At 45.6% G+C, this 17169-nt stretch carries 15 protein-coding genes and 1 pseudogene; 6 read left to right on the top strand and 10 right to left on the bottom strand.

Annotation, left to right across the window (positions count from 1 at the left end; all coding sequences use genetic code 11):
* Window positions 1–124 precede the first annotated feature (124 nt).
* The 4 genes from fabG to N646_RS18925 all read right to left on the bottom strand — a co-directional run bounded on the left by fabG (window position 125) and on the right by N646_RS18925 (window position 4001).
* Window positions 125–844 (bottom strand): 3-oxoacyl-ACP reductase FabG, encoded by a 720-nt coding sequence (gene fabG / locus N646_RS18940; protein WP_017633598.1) that lies wholly within the window; start codon window positions 842–844, stop codon window positions 125–127.
* Window positions 845–1144: 300 nt separating this feature from the next.
* Window positions 1145–1939 (bottom strand): metal ABC transporter permease, encoded by a 795-nt coding sequence (locus N646_RS18935; RefSeq protein ID WP_017819841.1) that lies wholly within the window; start codon window positions 1937–1939, stop codon window positions 1145–1147.
* A gap of 3 nt (window positions 1940–1942) precedes the next feature.
* Window positions 1943–2869 carry a metal ABC transporter solute-binding protein, Zn/Mn family gene (locus N646_RS18930; protein WP_017819840.1) on the bottom strand — a complete coding sequence of 309 codons (927 nt, stop codon included), beginning with the start codon at window positions 2867–2869 and terminating at the stop codon, window positions 1943–1945.
* A complete protein-coding gene (locus N646_RS18925; protein ID WP_017819839.1) occupies window positions 2859–4001 on the bottom strand; it encodes a hypothetical protein in 1143 nt (380 codons plus the stop codon). The genes N646_RS18930 and N646_RS18925 overlap by 11 nt, the downstream gene beginning before the upstream one ends.
* Before the next feature lie 208 nt (window positions 4002–4209).
* Between N646_RS18925 and N646_RS18920 the strand changes: the two genes are divergently transcribed.
* Window positions 4210–4881 (top strand): cupin domain-containing protein, encoded by a 672-nt coding sequence (locus N646_RS18920; protein ID WP_017819838.1) that lies wholly within the window; start codon window positions 4210–4212, stop codon window positions 4879–4881.
* Window positions 4882–4954: 73 nt separating this feature from the next.
* On the opposite strand, the gene N646_RS18915 is transcribed toward N646_RS18920, so the two are convergent.
* Window positions 4955–5194, bottom strand: a complete 240-nt coding sequence (locus N646_RS18915) for a YdcH family protein (protein WP_005373737.1) — start codon at window positions 5192–5194, stop codon at window positions 4955–4957.
* Window positions 5195–5422: 228 nt separating this feature from the next.
* On the opposite strand from N646_RS18915, the gene N646_RS18910 reads away from it, so the two are divergent.
* A complete protein-coding gene (locus N646_RS18910; protein ID WP_017819837.1) occupies window positions 5423–6226 on the top strand; it encodes an SDR family NAD(P)-dependent oxidoreductase in 804 nt (267 codons plus the stop codon).
* A gap of 77 nt (window positions 6227–6303) precedes the next feature.
* On the opposite strand, the gene N646_RS18905 is transcribed toward N646_RS18910, so the two are convergent.
* Both N646_RS18905 and N646_RS18900 read right to left on the bottom strand, forming a co-directional pair.
* Window positions 6304–7206, bottom strand: a complete 903-nt coding sequence (locus tag N646_RS18905) for a LysR family transcriptional regulator (protein ID WP_017819836.1) — start codon at window positions 7204–7206, stop codon at window positions 6304–6306.
* Window positions 7207–7286: 80 nt separating this feature from the next.
* On the bottom strand, window positions 7287–8156 hold the full coding sequence (locus N646_RS18900; RefSeq protein WP_017819835.1) for an AraC family transcriptional regulator: 870 nt from the start codon (window positions 8154–8156) through the stop codon (window positions 7287–7289).
* 125 nt (window positions 8157–8281) lie between these two features.
* Here N646_RS18900 and N646_RS18895 point away from each other — a divergent pair, with 125 nt between their 5' ends.
* Entirely contained in the window at window positions 8282–9430 is a 1149-nt protein-coding gene (locus N646_RS18895) for an aminotransferase-like domain-containing protein (protein WP_017819834.1), read from the top strand.
* A gap of 411 nt (window positions 9431–9841) precedes the next feature.
* Window positions 9842–10870: a hypothetical protein gene (locus N646_RS18890; protein WP_017819833.1), complete on the top strand. Its 1029-nt coding sequence runs from the start codon at window positions 9842–9844 to the stop codon at window positions 10868–10870.
* A gap of 79 nt (window positions 10871–10949) precedes the next feature.
* On the opposite strand, the gene N646_RS18885 is transcribed toward N646_RS18890, so the two are convergent.
* A complete protein-coding gene (locus N646_RS18885) occupies window positions 10950–11276 on the bottom strand; it encodes a DUF4156 domain-containing protein (RefSeq protein WP_017819832.1) in 327 nt (108 codons plus the stop codon).
* 224 nt (window positions 11277–11500) lie between these two features.
* Here N646_RS18885 and N646_RS18880 point away from each other — a divergent pair, with 224 nt between their 5' ends.
* Window positions 11501–12211: a lipoate--protein ligase family protein gene (locus tag N646_RS18880; protein ID WP_017819831.1), complete on the top strand. Its 711-nt coding sequence runs from the start codon at window positions 11501–11503 to the stop codon at window positions 12209–12211.
* 59 nt (window positions 12212–12270) lie between these two features.
* On the opposite strand, the pseudogene N646_RS25160 reads toward N646_RS18880, so the two are convergent.
* Window positions 12271–12348: pseudogene (locus N646_RS25160) on the bottom strand (VOC family protein); the annotation flags it as partial.
* A 148-nt stretch (window positions 12349–12496) separates the two neighbouring features.
* On the opposite strand from N646_RS25160, the gene N646_RS18875 reads away from it, so the two are divergent.
* Window positions 12497–14065, top strand: coding sequence for a DEAD/DEAH box helicase (locus N646_RS18875; RefSeq protein ID WP_017819830.1), 1569 nt, complete (start codon window positions 12497–12499; stop codon window positions 14063–14065).
* 105 nt (window positions 14066–14170) lie between these two features.
* Here N646_RS18875 and N646_RS18870 read toward each other — a convergent pair whose 3' ends face one another.
* Window positions 14171–17050 (bottom strand): MGH1-like glycoside hydrolase domain-containing protein, encoded by a 2880-nt coding sequence (locus N646_RS18870; protein WP_017819829.1) that lies wholly within the window; start codon window positions 17048–17050, stop codon window positions 14171–14173.
* Window positions 17051–17169 lie beyond the last annotated feature (119 nt).

Here is a 17169-nt window from a genome sequence, read left to right as displayed (position 1 = left end):
AAAACTCAACTCGAAGCGAAATCGAAGCTTTCTATTAGTAGTACTCACATAAGTCGGGTTCCTCAAACAAAAACGCCCTTCATATAAGTAAAAGGCGTTTTTATTTTGGGTTTTGATTAACGAGCTATAATACCAACCCACCGTCAATCTTGAGCACTTGGCCTGTGATGTAGGCGCTCTTGTCTGAGGTTAGGAAAGAGACGCCATTGGCAATATCTTGAACTGAGCCCATGCGCCCTAATGGGGTTTTGCCTTCCATCATTTGAATGACTTTCTCTGGCAGGTTCTTGGTCATGTCGGTGGCGATAAAGCCTGGCGCGACACAGTTGACGCGTATCTGTGCACCCTTTCTTGAAAGTTCTTTCGCCCAGCCTTTGCTCATTGAGATGACGCCGCCTTTACTTGCGCCGTAGTTGCTCTGGCCGATATTACCATCCGTTCCCACTATAGAAGAAATGCTAACAATACTGCCTGTGCCCTGCTCTAGCATGACAGGAGCAACACGTTGGGTGAGTAAGAACACCGCTTTTAGGTTCACGTCGATCACGCTGTCCCAGTCTTGCTCTAACATGTCTGGCAACAGTGCATCTCGAGTGATGCCCGCGTTGTTAACCAGAGCATCGATTCTTCCGTGCTGCTCTACAACACTTTCTACCACTTCACTGACAGCTTCGGCATCACACAAGTTGACTTGATAACTGCTTAGCTGCGCCGACTGGCTCCATTCCACGGGCGATATGTCTAGCCCGATTACGTGGAATCCATCCTCCAGTAATTGCTCACAAATCGCTTGGCCAATACCACGAGCCGCACCAGTGACTACTGCTACTTTTTCCGGTTTCATCTTGGTCTTCCTTAAATGTTGAGATTACAAATTCGCTTGTATCCCTAGCGTTTTTTGTTTTTATGCCTAGTCGCGTTACAGCTGCGCTTCTCATACGCAGGGTCTTTTATATCTAATAAAAACTATAGAAACAGTCTGGGAGTCGAATGTGAACTAATCAAGGCAACTTGATGACTATGGCAAGATCAACGTAAGAAAGTGTGTTGGAAGGCGCAAAGTTACACGATTGGAGGACTTGGATAGAAAAGTATTGGTCTGATTAATCAAATACTACTTCATCAGACCAATATTACTTGTCTCTTAATCTCTTACAAAAGCTGGTTTTGTTATTTTCACCAGAAAAGGCTGAAGCAAGAGATTAAACAACATGCCAGCAATAAACAGGGTGATCACAATACTCGCACCACTCGGTAAGTCATAGCGAGCCGATGCGGCAATACCCGATAAGATCCCAACAATACCAATGCTGATACTAGCGACAAAGAATCGAGTTCCCTTCAATGCTGCCGCACATAAAGCTGGAATAACCAACAAAGCAAATTCTAAATAAATGCCGGTTAACTTGACCGTAATGGGCATCAGGATTGCAAAGATCAGATAAAAACCACTACCGCGCATAAACGCAGGTTTTAACCAAACCAATAGCAACATCGCAGCGGTAATGAGTGCCAAAGGCCAAACGTCTGCCCAAGTCGCCCATAACAATTGCCCATTAAGAATGCCTTGAATAAAGTCTCCGCCGTGTGGGTCTTTACTCACCAGCAGGATCGCCAGCGATGCAGACACGACAAACAAGCTGCCAATCATGGGCTCTAAATGTTGCTGGTATCGTTTCTCCATTAAGGCAATCAAACCGCAAAGCATCAAAGACATCACCCAAGGGCCAACCATCTCACCAAAGAAAGAACCAGAAAAGAGATCGTATTGGTTCAACCAATAGTGACTTAGTGCAGCCCCCAAGGCCGCAACTTGTGCCACCGCCAAATCAATAAAGATAATTTGGCGTTTTAACACTTGCTGCCCGAGCACCACGTTACCGACCAGAGCAATCAAGCCACACAGCACCGCAGGTAATAGCCATGCATAATCTGCCATGGTTTAGATCTTCACCGGAACAGGTTGCACGAGCACATCCAACAAATCATCGATAACTTGGTCGTACATTTCATCCAAGCTTTCGCCATCAGAAACCGTTAAAGGCAGCTGAATCAGCGGCTTATTGGTTTGTTTCTGTAGCCAGTTTGCAGGACGCTGGTCTTGATGCGACGAGTAGACAATCGCTTCAAAAGAATCCGAGTCCAACTTAGTTAAGGATTGAAGGTGAGAAGTGGTAGGAGAAATGCCCGGCTTTGGTTCGAGGTCAGCGATTTGCTCCATGCCAAGCCAATCATATAGGTAACGGTAGGTTTCGTGATAGCCCACCACTTGTTTACCCTTTAATGGCGCGGCTTTCTCATTCCACTCATTGAGCTTTTTACGCCAGTGAGCGCGGAACTTCATACCATTCACTTGATAGCTTTGCGCGTTATCAGGATCGATGCTCTTCAAACGTTCCGTCAAAGCACGCGAAATCGCAACCATGTCATTCGCCGCAAACTGTACATGTGGGTTTCCGTGCGCATGAATGTCCCCCATGCTGCGGTCGACATGATCATGAGTGTCTAACATGCGCACGAAATCGGTCGCGTAGATCATGCTTTGTGAACCGTTTTTCACCGCACCATTGCTACTGCGAACTTGCAACATAGGCAACCATCCTACTTCTAACTCCGCGCCGGAACACATTGCCATGTCGGCTTGGCGCATCTTTGCAATCAAAGAAGGGCGAGCTTGTACATAATGAGGATCTTGCTTGGCGGTGGTCGCGGAATAGATGGTCGCGTCTGGGGCGTGACTTTCGAGAAGGGCTTTCCATTCTGGCTCACAAACAAAGATGTTCAGAGCCAAAGCAGGTGAAGAGATGATGGCAGCCCCCGCCGCCATCATCGCTAAACTGCATTTATTTAATGTCAGCTTAGAACGCATGTGCACCGTGCGCTCCAAATGTCATCACGTATTGCAGAGTGAATACGTTGTCTGTCTCGCTGTCTTGGTTATCAATGCGAGTGTATTGAGCACGGATAGTACCAAAGTGAGAAGAATCCCATGCGATCATCGCATCCATTTCTTTATCATTCAGTGCAGTGAAGTGCATGTGGTCGCCGTGCGCGTGGCCATCGTAGCTTTCTGCTTCACCGTAACGTAGACCTGCTGACCAGCTTGGGTTGAAGCGATAAACACCCGAAACATAGTAAGCGCTTAAGTTGTCTGGTGACTCTGCATCGTTTTTATATTTGCTATCTACCACACCGTCTAACAGCATGTATTCAGCCGATAGCGTGAAGTTGCTGTATTTGTAATTACCGTCTGGTGCCCATTTCCAAACAAAATCAGCACCGTAAAGGTTCGCACCTGTCACTGCTGCGCCATGATGGTGATCGTGCTCATGCTCTTCTTCATGACCGTGGTCGTGATCTTCGAATTCTTTAACCTTGCCGTTTTCGTTACGCAGGTAACTTAAACCAAACTGCCAACTTGAAGATTCGGAGAAGTCACTACCAAGCTTCAGCGTCGTGGTGTACACGCCAACTTCAGAACCATCTTCGACAGAAGACATTTTGCTACCACTGAGCGCTTCTACACCAAGTTTTACATAAAGGTCGGTTGGCAACACGATGTTTGCACGTACACCATCATCGTAGTAGTGCGAGCCAAGGAAAGTACGATAAGCAATTGGACGCTCAACAAAGCTATCGGTGTGCATGTGTTGGTTGTTCAGGTAACCAAAGTCAGATAGGAATCGGCCAGCGCGCACGTTTACACCATATGGCAATGCCAAAGTTTCGATGAATGCCTCTTCAAGCTCTAATTCTGTCTCATCACCATGACTTTCAAGAACCGCGGTCAATGCGCCGTAAAACTTGTCGTCGATATTTGATGAGAAGTTTAATTCCGTATGGCCTAGACCAAAGCCTTCTTCGCGCTCAGAATTATGACGTTGGCCATCTTGGTAGTAGCCATCAACAACAACACCAATCTGTGGGTTCGATAGTGTGTCGGCAAAAACAGGGGATGCAAAAATGCTACCGATCACGAGAGACACCAATTTCTTATTCACTACTTTTTCCTTTTTGTTATGTTATAACATTTAATTTTTCGATGTTATAATATAACAATTCTCATTACACAAGCAGAAATTTAAATTAGGCTCCGATTTCATGTTCGTACTCAATCCATGAATTGGGCTATCAACAAATGAATCAATTGATGTTTTTTATACGTATACTAATGAGAATTAGTAATTAAATAAGTAACGGAATTTCAATATGTTGAATATGGATTTTTCAAAAAGAATCGTGATAGATACTGCTCAACAGGAGTGGATCGCCAGCCCTTCCAAAGGTGTGTGGCGCAAACCTTTGGAACGAGAAGCCAAAGAATCAGGGCATACCACCAGCGTCGTTAAGTACAAGCCAAATTCGCAGTTTTCGACTCATCCTCACCCTCGAGGAGAAGAAATATTGGTGCTCGAGGGAGTATTCTCTGACGAATACGGTGACTACCCTGCTGGCACTTACCTTCGTAACCCTCCAGGAAGTCAACACGCACCATTTAGCAAAGAAGGCTGTGTGATTTTAGTTAAACTAAATCAGTTCGAATCTGAGGATCTTGAAACAGTTCGCATTAATACAAACCAAGCGAGCTGGCAGAGTGGTGTCGGTGGGTTGCAAGTCATGCCTCTGCATCATTTTGAGCACGAACATGTCGCGTTGGTTAAATGGCCAAAAGGTGAGAAGTTTCAACCACCCCGTCACTTTGGTGGTGAAGAAATTTTCGTATTGTCAGGAGAGTTTAGAGACGAGCTAGGTACCTATCCCGCTCTCTCTTGGATCCGAAGCCCACATATGAGCGAGCATTTTCCTTTTGTAGAGCAAGAAACGATCATTTGGGTAAAAACTGGTCACCTGCCGCTCCAAGCTCCTGCTCAGCACTCCTAATGTTTGCACACTTGGCATCGTCCATTGGAACTAAAATCGGCCCGCAATTTACGAGCCGATGATCATTTCGTCACTAAGAACCCATTATTCGCGAGTGGAGCCAGTCTTTGAGCTCAGCCCGGTTATGTTTTAACACGTTCATTTCGTGATCATCAATCGGGCTTCCTTGAAGTTCTAGTACGCGGATTTCCTTATCTAAAGCATTGTAGTTTTTAACGGTTTCAGCAAATGATGCATCGTTTTCGGTAAGCTGAGTAATGGTATCCAAATGTTCTGGGAATTCATGAGTTAATGAGTGATTTTCACCTAACATAGAGACCTCTTGGCTATTATTTGAGTACAAAACAGTGCCTAATTTTTGAGCACCACATGTATAACCGTAGCATCTAATGAGACGTTAATTCGTCGCACCGTCCACAAAAAGAACAACAAAGTTATTTTCAATTTTTCCTAGAAAGTGTTTTCTTTTTAGTCTCAATAGTCGAATGCAAAAGATGCCACTATGATCGTTCTATAATAACCCTCAACAATGAGAGCGATCATGCGAAAGACAATTCTAGTTACTGGATCTACTGACGGTATTGGTTTAGAAACCGCGAAAATGTTAATTAACCGTGAACAACACGTAATAATCCATGGCCGGAATATAGAGAAAATTCAACAAGTTGAGCAAATTTTGAGGGAGATGAAAAGTGGTAAAGTTGAAAGCCTTGTTGCTGATTTATCCTCTCCCAATGCGGTAAAACAGATAGTGATGGAGATAACAGAACGGTTCAATCGTTTAGACGTCATCATTAACAATGCTGGTGTGTACGCAACACCAAATCCAAGAACTAAAGAGGGTCTTGATGTACGCTTCGCAGTCAACACCATTGCTCCCTACTTACTCACTAGAGAGCTATTGCCGTTGCTCGGTGATACGGGTCGTGTGGTTAATTTGTCTTCAGCTGCACAAACAACAGTAAACACTAGCGCTTTAGTCGGTAATAAACCATTGTCAGATGGCGAAGCATATGCCCAAAGCAAATTGGCATTAACGATGTGGTCACGAGCAATCGGACTAAAGCTTAAGAACACTGGCCCTATGTTGGTATCAGTAAACCCAAAATCATTCCTAGGTAGTAAGATGGTTAAAGATGCTTATGGGGTTGCTGGTGGTGATATCCGCTTAGGAGCAGATATTCTAACTCGCGCTGCGCTATCAGAAGAGTTTGCTCAAGCGCATGGTATGTACTTCGATAATGACATTGAAGCATTCGCGCCCCCACACCCTGATGCATTAGATCAGAGCAAAACACAGCAGATAATTGATAGTATTGAATTAATCCTAAGCAAACTCTATTAATAACAATTAAGAATTATCTTGAGGTTCGTTTTTATTCGGACCTTAAAAACAATGTATTCGATAATTGAAACTTATTATCACTTTTCCGCAAACTCCCAATAAGGTGGCGTGCCATAGTATTCAGCAAAGTAATCAATAAAAGCACGCACCTTAGGCGCAATTAAACGAGAGCTTGGGTACACAGCCCAAATCCCAGCATCCATCGCTAAAGGGTGATCTTCGAGTACTTCCACTAGCTGACCACTTTGTAATTCTTGATAAACACTCCAAACCGAGTTGATAGAAATACCTAACCCGTTTACCGTCGCGTCTCTCATCGCATCACCATTATCGGTTTTAAAACGACCAGAAGTTCTTACATTGAACATTCCATCTTTTGTATTGAATGACCAATTATTCATTCCAACTAAGTTAATACATTCATGATTCGCCAAGTCTTGGGGCTTGTTAGGTCTCCCAAATTGTTCAATATAATCTGGTGATGCAACGATAATACGACGATCTGGCGCAAGCTTTCTTGCAACCAATGAAGAATCTTTCAACTCAGCGACACGAATGGCGACATCAAAACCTCCCTCAACCAGATCAATAATGGAATCAGAAAATCGGCAGTCCACGGTTAACCCTGGGTAACGCGCCATAAAACCTTTTAATGCGGGCACAATATGCAAGCGACCAAAAGTTGCAGAGGCGGTTATACGTAATACTCCCGTTGGCGCACTCTGCCCTGAGCCAACAGCTCCCCTTGCTGCCTCCACTGTTGCAAGGACCTCCTCCGCGTGAGGTAAAAAAGCCTGCCCCTCTTCAGTTAAGGAAACTTTGCGTGTGGTGCGATGAACTAAACGAACTCCTAAGCTGTCCTCAAGTTTATTGATGTGTGCGCTAGCGACAGCAGGAGAAAGTCCAAGCTCCTGACCAGCCATGCTGATGTTGTGTGTCGAAGCCAAACGGACAAATAGCTTTACATGATCGATGTTCATTTAATTTTCAATTATTTGTAAAAAATCACCATATAGAGCTTAGCATTTTCTTCCTTACGGATAGTAAATAAATACTCCAATTAGAAAAAGCTGATGGGCAGATAGAAGTCCAGCTCAAACGCCTCATCATGGCTAAGGAAATGGTTTTTCTGATAGTGAACATAAGCGGGTGTAGAACGCTGCTTAAAGCCTGAATTCGGCAACCACTTCTCTAACACCATACTCAATTGAGGAAGAAGCTCTCCATATACGCCTGTTAAGCGAAAAACAGCATGCAAACCACCCGGAATCGTCATTTGATTCACGACACCGCGTACTTTAAGCGGCTTATCAATCGCCATACAAGCCACATAGCGACACTTATCTAGCTCGACCCAAGCGGGGTTGGAGTGATGCAAACCATATTGAACCGAAAAGTCCCGATTCTCAGAGCTTGCCCACGCCTTCAAAATCAGCCACGCATTGCGAATGGAACGGCTATAACCCTCATGCCGCACATAAGCCGCAAAGCGTTGTGGAACCTCCATAATTTTAGGTTCTGGCAACTCGCGTTTAGCAACCCGATGATAACCCGCAGCCACTTCCGGATCTTTTAGATACGGCTTTTCTGCGACTTGTAAATCATGCTTTCGCCACGCACCAGGAGACATAGCGAACGTTGCTTTAAACGCTCGGCTAAAAGAAGATACCGAGCTAAAGCCGCACTTGTTAGCAATGTCTAACACCGATGAGCTGGTATCAAACATCAGTTGATTGGCGGCGTATTCCATTCTTGTTCGACGGATATATTGATGGACAGACTCCCCTACCACATCTTTAAAAATACGATGGAAGTGCTGTTCAGAATAGGCTGCTACATCTGCTAGCTCTTTAGCCGATAAATCTCTGCTAATGTCCTGGTGAATGTAAAACAGCACGTCATTGATTCTGGAAACTTGTTGATGGCTCACGGAGTAAACTTTCGCTTAAATAGCATAAATGGACATATTTAACAGCATAAATGGACACACCAAGCTTGGCAATTTACCTATACTATTTCTGACATAAAAAAAGACAATTACGAGAAGCACAGCACATGGAAATCGCACAGTCATTACAACAAACTAAGTCATCCTACATCCGAGAGATCCTCGCAGCAGCGAGCGATAAGAACGTCATTTCTCTTGCAGGTGGCTTGCCGGACGAAAAAACCTTCCCGATCGACTTAATGAAACCGACGCTCGAAAACCTCGCTAATATGCCAGAGGTGTTTCAATATGGCGCAACAGCAGGCTACGCCCCGCTACTTAACTTTTTGACCGATTATTACCAGCTGCCGGAATCTCATTTGGCTATGATCACAACGGGCTCTCAGCAAGGGCTAGATTTGATTGCGCGTGCGTACGTAAATCCGGGCGATAAAGTGGTGATGGAAGCACCGAGCTACCTTGGTGCTATGCAAGTATTCGGTCTAGTGCAAGCCAACATCGTGACCGTTTCACAAACCGAGTGTGGCCCAAACCTTGAAGAACTCGAACAGTGCTTTGCCACGCAGCAACCAAAAATGTTCTACGCCGTACCCGATTTTCACAACCCAACGGGCGTATGCTGGGCGCTAGAGACTCGCCAAAAAGTTGCCGAGCTTTGTATACAATACGACGTGGCGTTCATTGAAGACGCACCATACCGCGAGCTGCGTTTTTCTGGTGAAGCGCTTCCACTGGTTTCGGACTTCTGCCCACAGCACTCCATCGTATTGCGCTCTTTCTCCAAAATAGCTTCACCAGGCTTGCGTATTGGTGTAGTTACGGGCAAGAGTAGCTACCTTGAGCCACTCATCAAAATTAAACAAGGTGCCGATCTGCACTCTAGTATTCCTATGCAAGCTTTGCTGCATGGCCTGCTCCAACATGACAACTTCGAAACGCACATTTCAACCATCTGTGCGCTTTACAAATCACGTTACGATGTCATGTTTGCTGAACTACAAAAACAGCTGCCAGAAAGTTGCGTACTCAAACCTGTCGATGGTGGTATGTTCGTTTGGGTCGAGATTCCAGAATGTGACACCTTCGAACTGGCGAAAAACCTTCTCGCAAACTGGGTTGCTGTAGTGCCTAGCCCGGTCTTTTATCCAGAAGGTTCAAAGGTAAAAGCCGCTCTGCGTCTTAACTTTACCAATGCCACACCAGAAGAACTGACGACAGCTGTCTCTCGACTCGCGGATGTCCTCAACACGTTGTAATTGAACGCGAGTGTAAGAACCTGCCTTTGAGATTCAAAAAAAGTCTCAAAGGCAGCATCAAAAAAGTTCCCCAAAAAAATTTATATTTTTCCTTCAAATCAACTCTCTACAGTAAGTGCCTGTTTTCTCTTGAACCTCTCACTCATATAAAAATGAGAACTCAATCACGTATTTGATGGTTAGAAAAGTTACGTCTATCTTTCAGTCAAAGACATCAACTTCGCAGCGTTAATGCTCTCAATTTCAGACACTTTATCAATCGTGGCTTAGCGGTTGATAAACGACTAAAAAAGCATCTGTGGGCATACCCACTACGAAGGGTTGACCAGAACCATTCTGAATGTCGCGAGCCAATCTTTTGATTGGCAATTACGTCAGTGAATCGCACCAAATGACAGAGGGGTTATCAGGATGAATACTCGAACCACGACAGGACTCGTCACCATCGGCTGGTCCGTTACACTTTCACTTTTTACCGCATTCGCCGTGTATGCCAATACGTCGCCAAACTGTAGTGACGTATTAGCGGGCAACACAACTGCCGCATCGCAAAAAATGATGGTTTTATTGGGCGAAGACATCACCAAATCCAACCGTATCACTACGGTGATTCCAGCCGAAAACAATCCATTTGTGACCGAAGAACTGGTTTCGGTTTCTAACGACGTATCGCCAAACGGTCGTCTTTCACAAAAGAGTTTGGAAGAGATTCGGAAAGTCCGCTCAAATCTAGAGAAAGCAGCACAGGAAGTAAGCCGATTACAGGGCACTTTTGAAGTGGCTTTCATCAGTTTGATTGATGGTTACTGCCAATTTTCTAATCATAAACGTACTCAACATGCCAAAATCGACTTTGACCATTTGGAAGGCCTCACTTTGTATTCAATCCCCGCTTTAATAGCAATGGTCGATCAGTCGTACTACATGGCAAAGAATCGAATCGCTAATGAGCAGAAACAGTTAAGCGACATTGAAAAAGAGAAACAGAGGCAGAAACAGCAAGCAACCGCGGCTGCAGCCGCTCGTTACCAAGACGGTAACGTACTCGTAAGAGTCGAGAACTTTGATGGCGCTAATGTGACATTTTCCGTTACTAACATTGGTTCACAAGGATCATTGCAACCAAATTTCAACTCGTTTAATGCATATCGCACAGAAAGTGGAGAATTAATCTACAAGTCAGAATCTTTATTACACCTGGCGGATACTGCAGGTAACACACTTGAAACAATGGGTATCGCTGAGCTCTCATCACAAGGTGGAAGTGACATATCGATCTCTCCTGGAGAAACCCGAAAATTCGTTACTAGCATTGCTTCAGAAGTCGCGCCACATACACAGTTGAGCTTAGAGTTTCCAGCCAAAGTACTTAATACCGAGCGAGACTTTACGTTGTCGTTTTCTGATACATCAGCGGTGGCGACAGCAAACGTCAATTAACGCAAAGTCGCCAGTATTTGTAGAACGCATCAAAGACAGGCGAGCAGCGCCTGTCTTTCAATTATGAGCAAGAAAATCGCTACTGTTTGCACTTGTAAGCATTTGCAAACATCGTCACTGACGTAGAAAAGCTCAACGGTTGATACAAGTACAAGGTATCTGCGCCTAAATCCGCCGCCTTGATGCGCATTTGGTTTAGCGTCCCCCAAACCATGTCTTTATCTGCGTGAAACCAGTAGTCGTAAAAGTGTCCTTCTGAGCCGATCACGGTACCCATTAGTTCACAGTTTTCAATCGCATTCACATTGTCCCAAAGCACCTGTACTTGCTCAGATTCTTGAGTTGGGGACGTCACACATCCCGTTAATGATGCCGCTAACGCGAGAGTCATCACTCGCTTTTTCATACTTATATCGCCAAAATTTTTCATAGATGGCAGATTTTATGAATGGCTGATGTGATGACTAGCAAAAACTTTTTATCGCGTGTTCAAGCAGAATTAATGGACAACGGAAAAGATCCAAAAGGTGATCATGCAGCTAGCGAGCAAAAGCCTAATCACTCAGACCTAGCAATAAAGCTGTATCTGAGATACAACAGTAACGATTAAATAGCCGCGAGGGATAGAGTTTGGTTGCTAAAAATAAGCTAATTCGCTACACAGCTACGGAAGTCGCTGATGCATTTGACAAAGAAGATGAGCTCATTAAACAAGTTCAGTCCAACCAACTCTCGCAAGTGCTATTGCTTTGGCAAGTAAAAAGTCCAACGCTCGTGCTTCCCGCTGGTAAGAAATGGCCAGTGTCTAATGAGTTAGAACATGCGTTAAACATGTCGGGCTGGAAACTCTTTTCCCGTAAAACCGGTGGTGCACCAGTCCCTCAAGTGCCAGGTATTATCAATCTATCCCACATTTACCACTGGCCAGAAGGCGAGCCTTACAACATCAAAAAAGCGTATCTCGATTTATGTGCGATATTAACGGTTTTCTTTAAACAGCTCGGCGTGAAAGTGGATGTTCATGCTACGCCTTATTCCTACTGCGATGGCGAGTACAACCTCAACATTGGCGGGCAAAAAGTCGTGGGAACCGCGCAGCGTGTTTTACTTAAAAAAGGCGGCGGACAAGTGGTATTGTCACAAGCATGCATTCTGATTGATGCCGACGTCGAGAAGATTGTCGAACCAGTACGAATGTGTAATCAGCTTTGCGGTCACAGCGATGATATTCGTGGTGATGTCCACACACCGCTCTTCCATCATGTATCCGACCGCCCATCGGTAGATTCGCTCTTTCAGCAATTGACGAGTGCGTTTTTAACGCATGCAAAAGCGGAGTAATGAAAGGAGCAAGCCTCCCCCACACTCCGAACAGCATTTGATAAACTAAAACTGCATACCGTGATAGCGATGTAAGAATGGGCATCGCCAACGTAAAACCATTCAATCGATCGACCAAACCAGTTATCAGTTTTGCCTGCCAAAAAGAAATGAGATCCAGTTCAAATATTTATCCATGACGGAATTAGTTGAAGCCTGCGCGTAAAAGCCTCAGAATGTCGCACTTTTCGCACCGATTTGTTTTCGGCGCGTTGTTATCTAACTCTACAATTGAGAATCATACATATGGGTTTTACCTCGTTAGGTCTATCTGCTCCAATCCTTAAAGCTATTCAAGAGAAAGGCTACGACACCCCTTCGCCAATTCAGGCAAAAGCAATTCCTGCTATTTTGGAAGGGAAAGACGTAATGGCAGCAGCGCAGACTGGTACAGGTAAAACTGCAGGCTTTACGCTACCGATTCTTGAGCGTTTATCGAACGGCCCTCACGTTCGTGCTAACCAAGTTCGTGCACTTATCCTGACGCCAACACGTGAGCTTGCAGCTCAGGTGCAAGAAAACGTGTTTATGTACGGCCGTCATCTTCCACTAAGCAGTGCGGTTGTTTTTGGTGGTGTGAAGATCAACCCGCAAATGCAGCGTCTTCGCAAAGGTGCGGATGTGTTGGTCGCGACACCAGGCCGCCTGATGGATTTGTACAACCAAAATGCAGTGAAGTTCGACCAACTGGAAGTGCTAGTACTGGACGAAGCAGACCGCATGCTAGATATGGGCTTTATCCGTGACATTCGTAAGATCCTAGCTCTGCTACCAAAACAGCGTCAGAACCTACTTTTCTCTGCAACTTTCTCGGATGAAATCCGCGACCTTGCGAAAGGCTTGGTGAACAACCCGGTTGAGATTTCCGTTAACCCGGCAAACTCGACGGCGAGAACGGTTGAGCAAAGCATCTACCCAGCAGACGTGAAGAAGAAAGCACCGATGTTGGTTAAATTGATCAAAGACGGCGATTGGAAGCAAGTGCTGGTGTTTACGAAAACGAAACACGGCGCAAACCGTCTGGCGAAGTTCCTGATCGAACAAAATCTACCGGCTGCTGCCATCCACGGCAACAAGAGCCAAGGCGCGCGTACCAAAGCACTGGCGGATTTTAAATCGGGTGAAATTCGTGTGTTGGTCGCGACGGACATTGCTGCACGCGGTATCGATATTCCTCAATTGCCGCAAGTGGTGAACTTTGAGCTACCTAAAGTGGCGGAAGACTACGTTCACCGTATTGGTCGTACTGGCCGTGCTGGCGAAGTAGGTAAAGCGATTTCACTGGTTTGTGCGCTGGAAGCGTCTGAGCTGTTTGCGATTGAACGTTTGATTAAAGAAGTGCTACCACGTAAAGAGTTGGAAGGTTTTGCGCCAACCAATGTGGTGCCAGAATCTAAACTGGATACTCGCCCAATCAAACCGAAAAAACCTAAGAAGCCAAAAAAACCAAAAGCGCCAAATGCTGCAAGTGAAAACGCCCCAGCAGCCGAAAAGAAAGCAGGCAATGGTGCAAACAAACCTAAACGTCGCTTCAACGGTGGTAACAACGGCAACAAAAACAGCACCAACCAAGGCGGTGCGGGCAAGCCTAAAGGCAACCGTGAAGGCCAAGGTCGTGCAAACAGCAAACCAGATGACCGCAAACCTAACGGCAACAAGCCAAATGGCAATAAACCGAATGGAAATAAACCAAACGGTAATAAGAGTGGCAACGCTGGTAAACCGTCAGGTAACCGCAAGCCAAACAATGCTAAACCTGCAGGAAACAAACCGTCAGGTCAGCGCCGTAAACCTCGTCCGCAGGCGGCAAACTAACCTGTAAACGGCCCCCGATAGCAAATACAACAAAGCCGCTGATAATCTCAGCGGCTTTGTTTTTCTTAGAACACAGTTTTTAGAACGCAGCTTTGTTAAAACAGCCTACATTAAAGGTGTGATTCGAATATCTGCGATTTGCGCTTCGTTTTTTTCACCCTCAATACCACCAGCGTAAATGTAGGTTTCATTCGATTTGAGGTAACTCATATTGAAGTGGTCCTTCAGCGCGATCTGATAGGTTTTCCCCTGCTCCAACGTCACTTCAATTGGCGTTGAGTAACGCATACCTTGGTTTTCACCAATATGGCCCATCTGCAAGTAACCTTGACCAACCACTTTACCTGCATCATCCAATACCTCTAACAATTTCACGGTGTTCGTGATGCCAGTATTAAGTTGCCCCAGGTTATTGTTGTACCAAGCATCGAACTGGTAAGTGCCCGTTACAGGAGCTGTAAACGACTCTGCACCTTTTACGATGGCACTCTCTTTGCTCACCGTAACCACTGAGACATTGTCTTTGAGTGGCTGATATTCGCCATCAAGTTTGATGCGGATCTCTTCACCGACACAAACTGGTTGGCTCGGATTAGAGCGGAAACCTTTATCGTTAATGCTTTCAGCCAAATAACACGCAAAACCTGTTGGCGTATCGGAATAAGATTGAGCAATCACGTTCTTTTGAATCAGCTCGCCATTGCGATACAAGTTCACGTTGTACTTGCTCATCACGTCAATCGAAACCGAATTATCAACGCTTTTTACCACCAATGTTGGCTCTTGCGGAGAATAAACGCGGCTATCTTCACTCACATACGGTTTCACCCCAGAAACTAAAGTAATGCTGCTATCTACATTCACAAGCGCGCCCAGTGTCACGTGGAAATGCCCCTCTTCGTCCATCGTGACATTTTCAACTGGGTAGTAACCTGTTTCATCTTTGCTTACTTCAGGCAAGTCAATCGTTACCGAGTAGTTCTTTCCTTTGAAGGCAAAGTTTTCCAACGTGATTTGTTCAGACTGAGCCAACAAGTTATTGCGCACCCAACTTGTGATAAATGGCTTCACTTCCAACTTACCTGTTTCGGTATGGATGCCAAATAGGGTCTCTACCACCATGTTCAAGTAGCCACCCACAGACCAAAGCTGACGCTGAGAGTTAATCACTGGGCCATCCAAGCTCGGATCTTCGCCATGATCACTATGGATGATGAATGACTTACCAGAAAGCCACTCTAAGTTTTCCATGTTGGATAAATTGGTCGCTGTACCACGAACCAACGATTGAATGGCATTGTTCGCTGCTGCCACGTTTTGTGTTTGATGCGCGGCGCGCAAGCTGTACGCGGTAACAAATGGCCAAATTGCGCGGTTATGGTACACAGGCACGTCTGGTTGTTGAGGGAAATAAACCGGCACGCCAAACTCACTGTGTGGGTAATTGGCCATGATTTGTTTCGCCTGCGCATCACTTGCCACACCACTGATGATCGCCAGTGCTTCGCCCAACATGTCATATTTGTCGACCGCGATGTCTTTGCCATTATCAAACAAATAACTTACGTACATACCGCGTTCGGCATTCCAAAACTGCTCGTTGATAGCGGTTTTTAGCTGTGCAGCCCACTCGGTGTATTTGACCGCGTTGGTTGAATCGTACTTCTCTGCCAACTTAGCCGCGAGCTGAATCGCGCGGTAGTGAACCACGTTTGTCGATAACGCTTTGCTGCTACCAATCGCATTGACATCGTTTGGCGTCCACGTTGAATACGTTTGCTCACGCCAATCAAGGAATGATTGCTCACCAGTGTATAAACCAGATTTCGCATCAAAAGCCGCCAGGCGATCGGCTTCAAGTGTATTACTGATCGCTTTGTAAGCGCGCTCGGCAAATTGGTTGTACTCTTCTCCATCCAATGCCGAAAGTAAGCGTTCTGCACCAAGCGCCCAAGTCGTGCGGTCGGTACTAATTGGCCAGCTGCCGCCAGTGCCCGTATCTTGCACAATCTGCTCGCCATCGTATTGCTGATCGGTCGTGTCGCGGAAAGCAGACAATTTGAAATTCAAACCATTCTGCACGCGAGTTGGATTCATCAATGCAAGCGAAAGGTCTGCTGCGTACGCCAAATCACGCGTCCACACGTAATGCCACTTCGCGCCCGTCTCAAAAACTTCCGCTTTGATTGGGTTGTTGTAGTTGTAATTGCCGTCTTTGATTTCAGAAACAGCAAGCTGGTCTAGCTCTTTCATCGTCAACGCAAACAACGCATCAAACGCGACATCATCCGACACCACTCGCGGCCCTGTTTGTTCATTAATCACTAAGCCTTGGTCGAGCGCATCACGCAATTCTGTCGTCGTTGAAATACCAAATTCACGCAGTTCAGCTTTAGGATCTTTCACCGAGAAAATCACGGTATCACTCGAGTCATCGTAATTGGCGAACAGTTTCACTTCTCTGCTCTGATGCCCTTGATGCACCATTGCAGGGTCGAGAATCGCATCAGAGTAGTATTTTTCCGCTTCTTCTTGCGTTGCTTTCGTCACAGTCATTGTCGCGCGACTTTCATCGGCAAAGCTCACAGAAAACTTGTAATACCCTTTGTCTTCAAACGTGATCTCAGAGTTGCAGTCATCGTTCATACACGCTTCATTCGTGTCTGGTTTTGGCAGGTACTCCTGAGCTTTATCGAACGCCGCGGGCTCCTCAAAGTAGGTGTATTGGATCTGCCAACCCGGATCAGCAATCTTGAACTGATTGCTACCTCGAGCGACGCGCAGTACGGTTTCGTACTCGTTATTACCCAAATAGTTTAGCTTGGCATGCTCTGCCGTGCCCCAATCCCCATTTAAACCACGTAAATATAAGTCGGCTGAAATAATTGGTTTGTCGACTGACACTGGCGCATCAGAGGAATCTGACCCACATCCAGCAAGACCAATACAAGACGCGACAGCAAGCGCAATAAAACTCGGTTTCATGTTCATCCCTTAGATTGTTGTTTTGGCGACAGTCTAAAGAACACCTTTTTGAGGGGAAAATAGGAAGTCAGGAGCGAGCTATAGATAACATCTATACGTCAGACCCCAACAGTGATGTA

It is taken from the genome of Vibrio alginolyticus NBRC 15630 = ATCC 17749 (assembly GCF_000354175.2).
Classification (GTDB): Bacteria; Pseudomonadota; Gammaproteobacteria; order Enterobacterales; family Vibrionaceae; genus Vibrio; species Vibrio alginolyticus.
The sequence above is the reverse complement of the archived record's forward strand: the minus strand, read 5'-3'. Positions and strand labels throughout refer to the sequence as shown.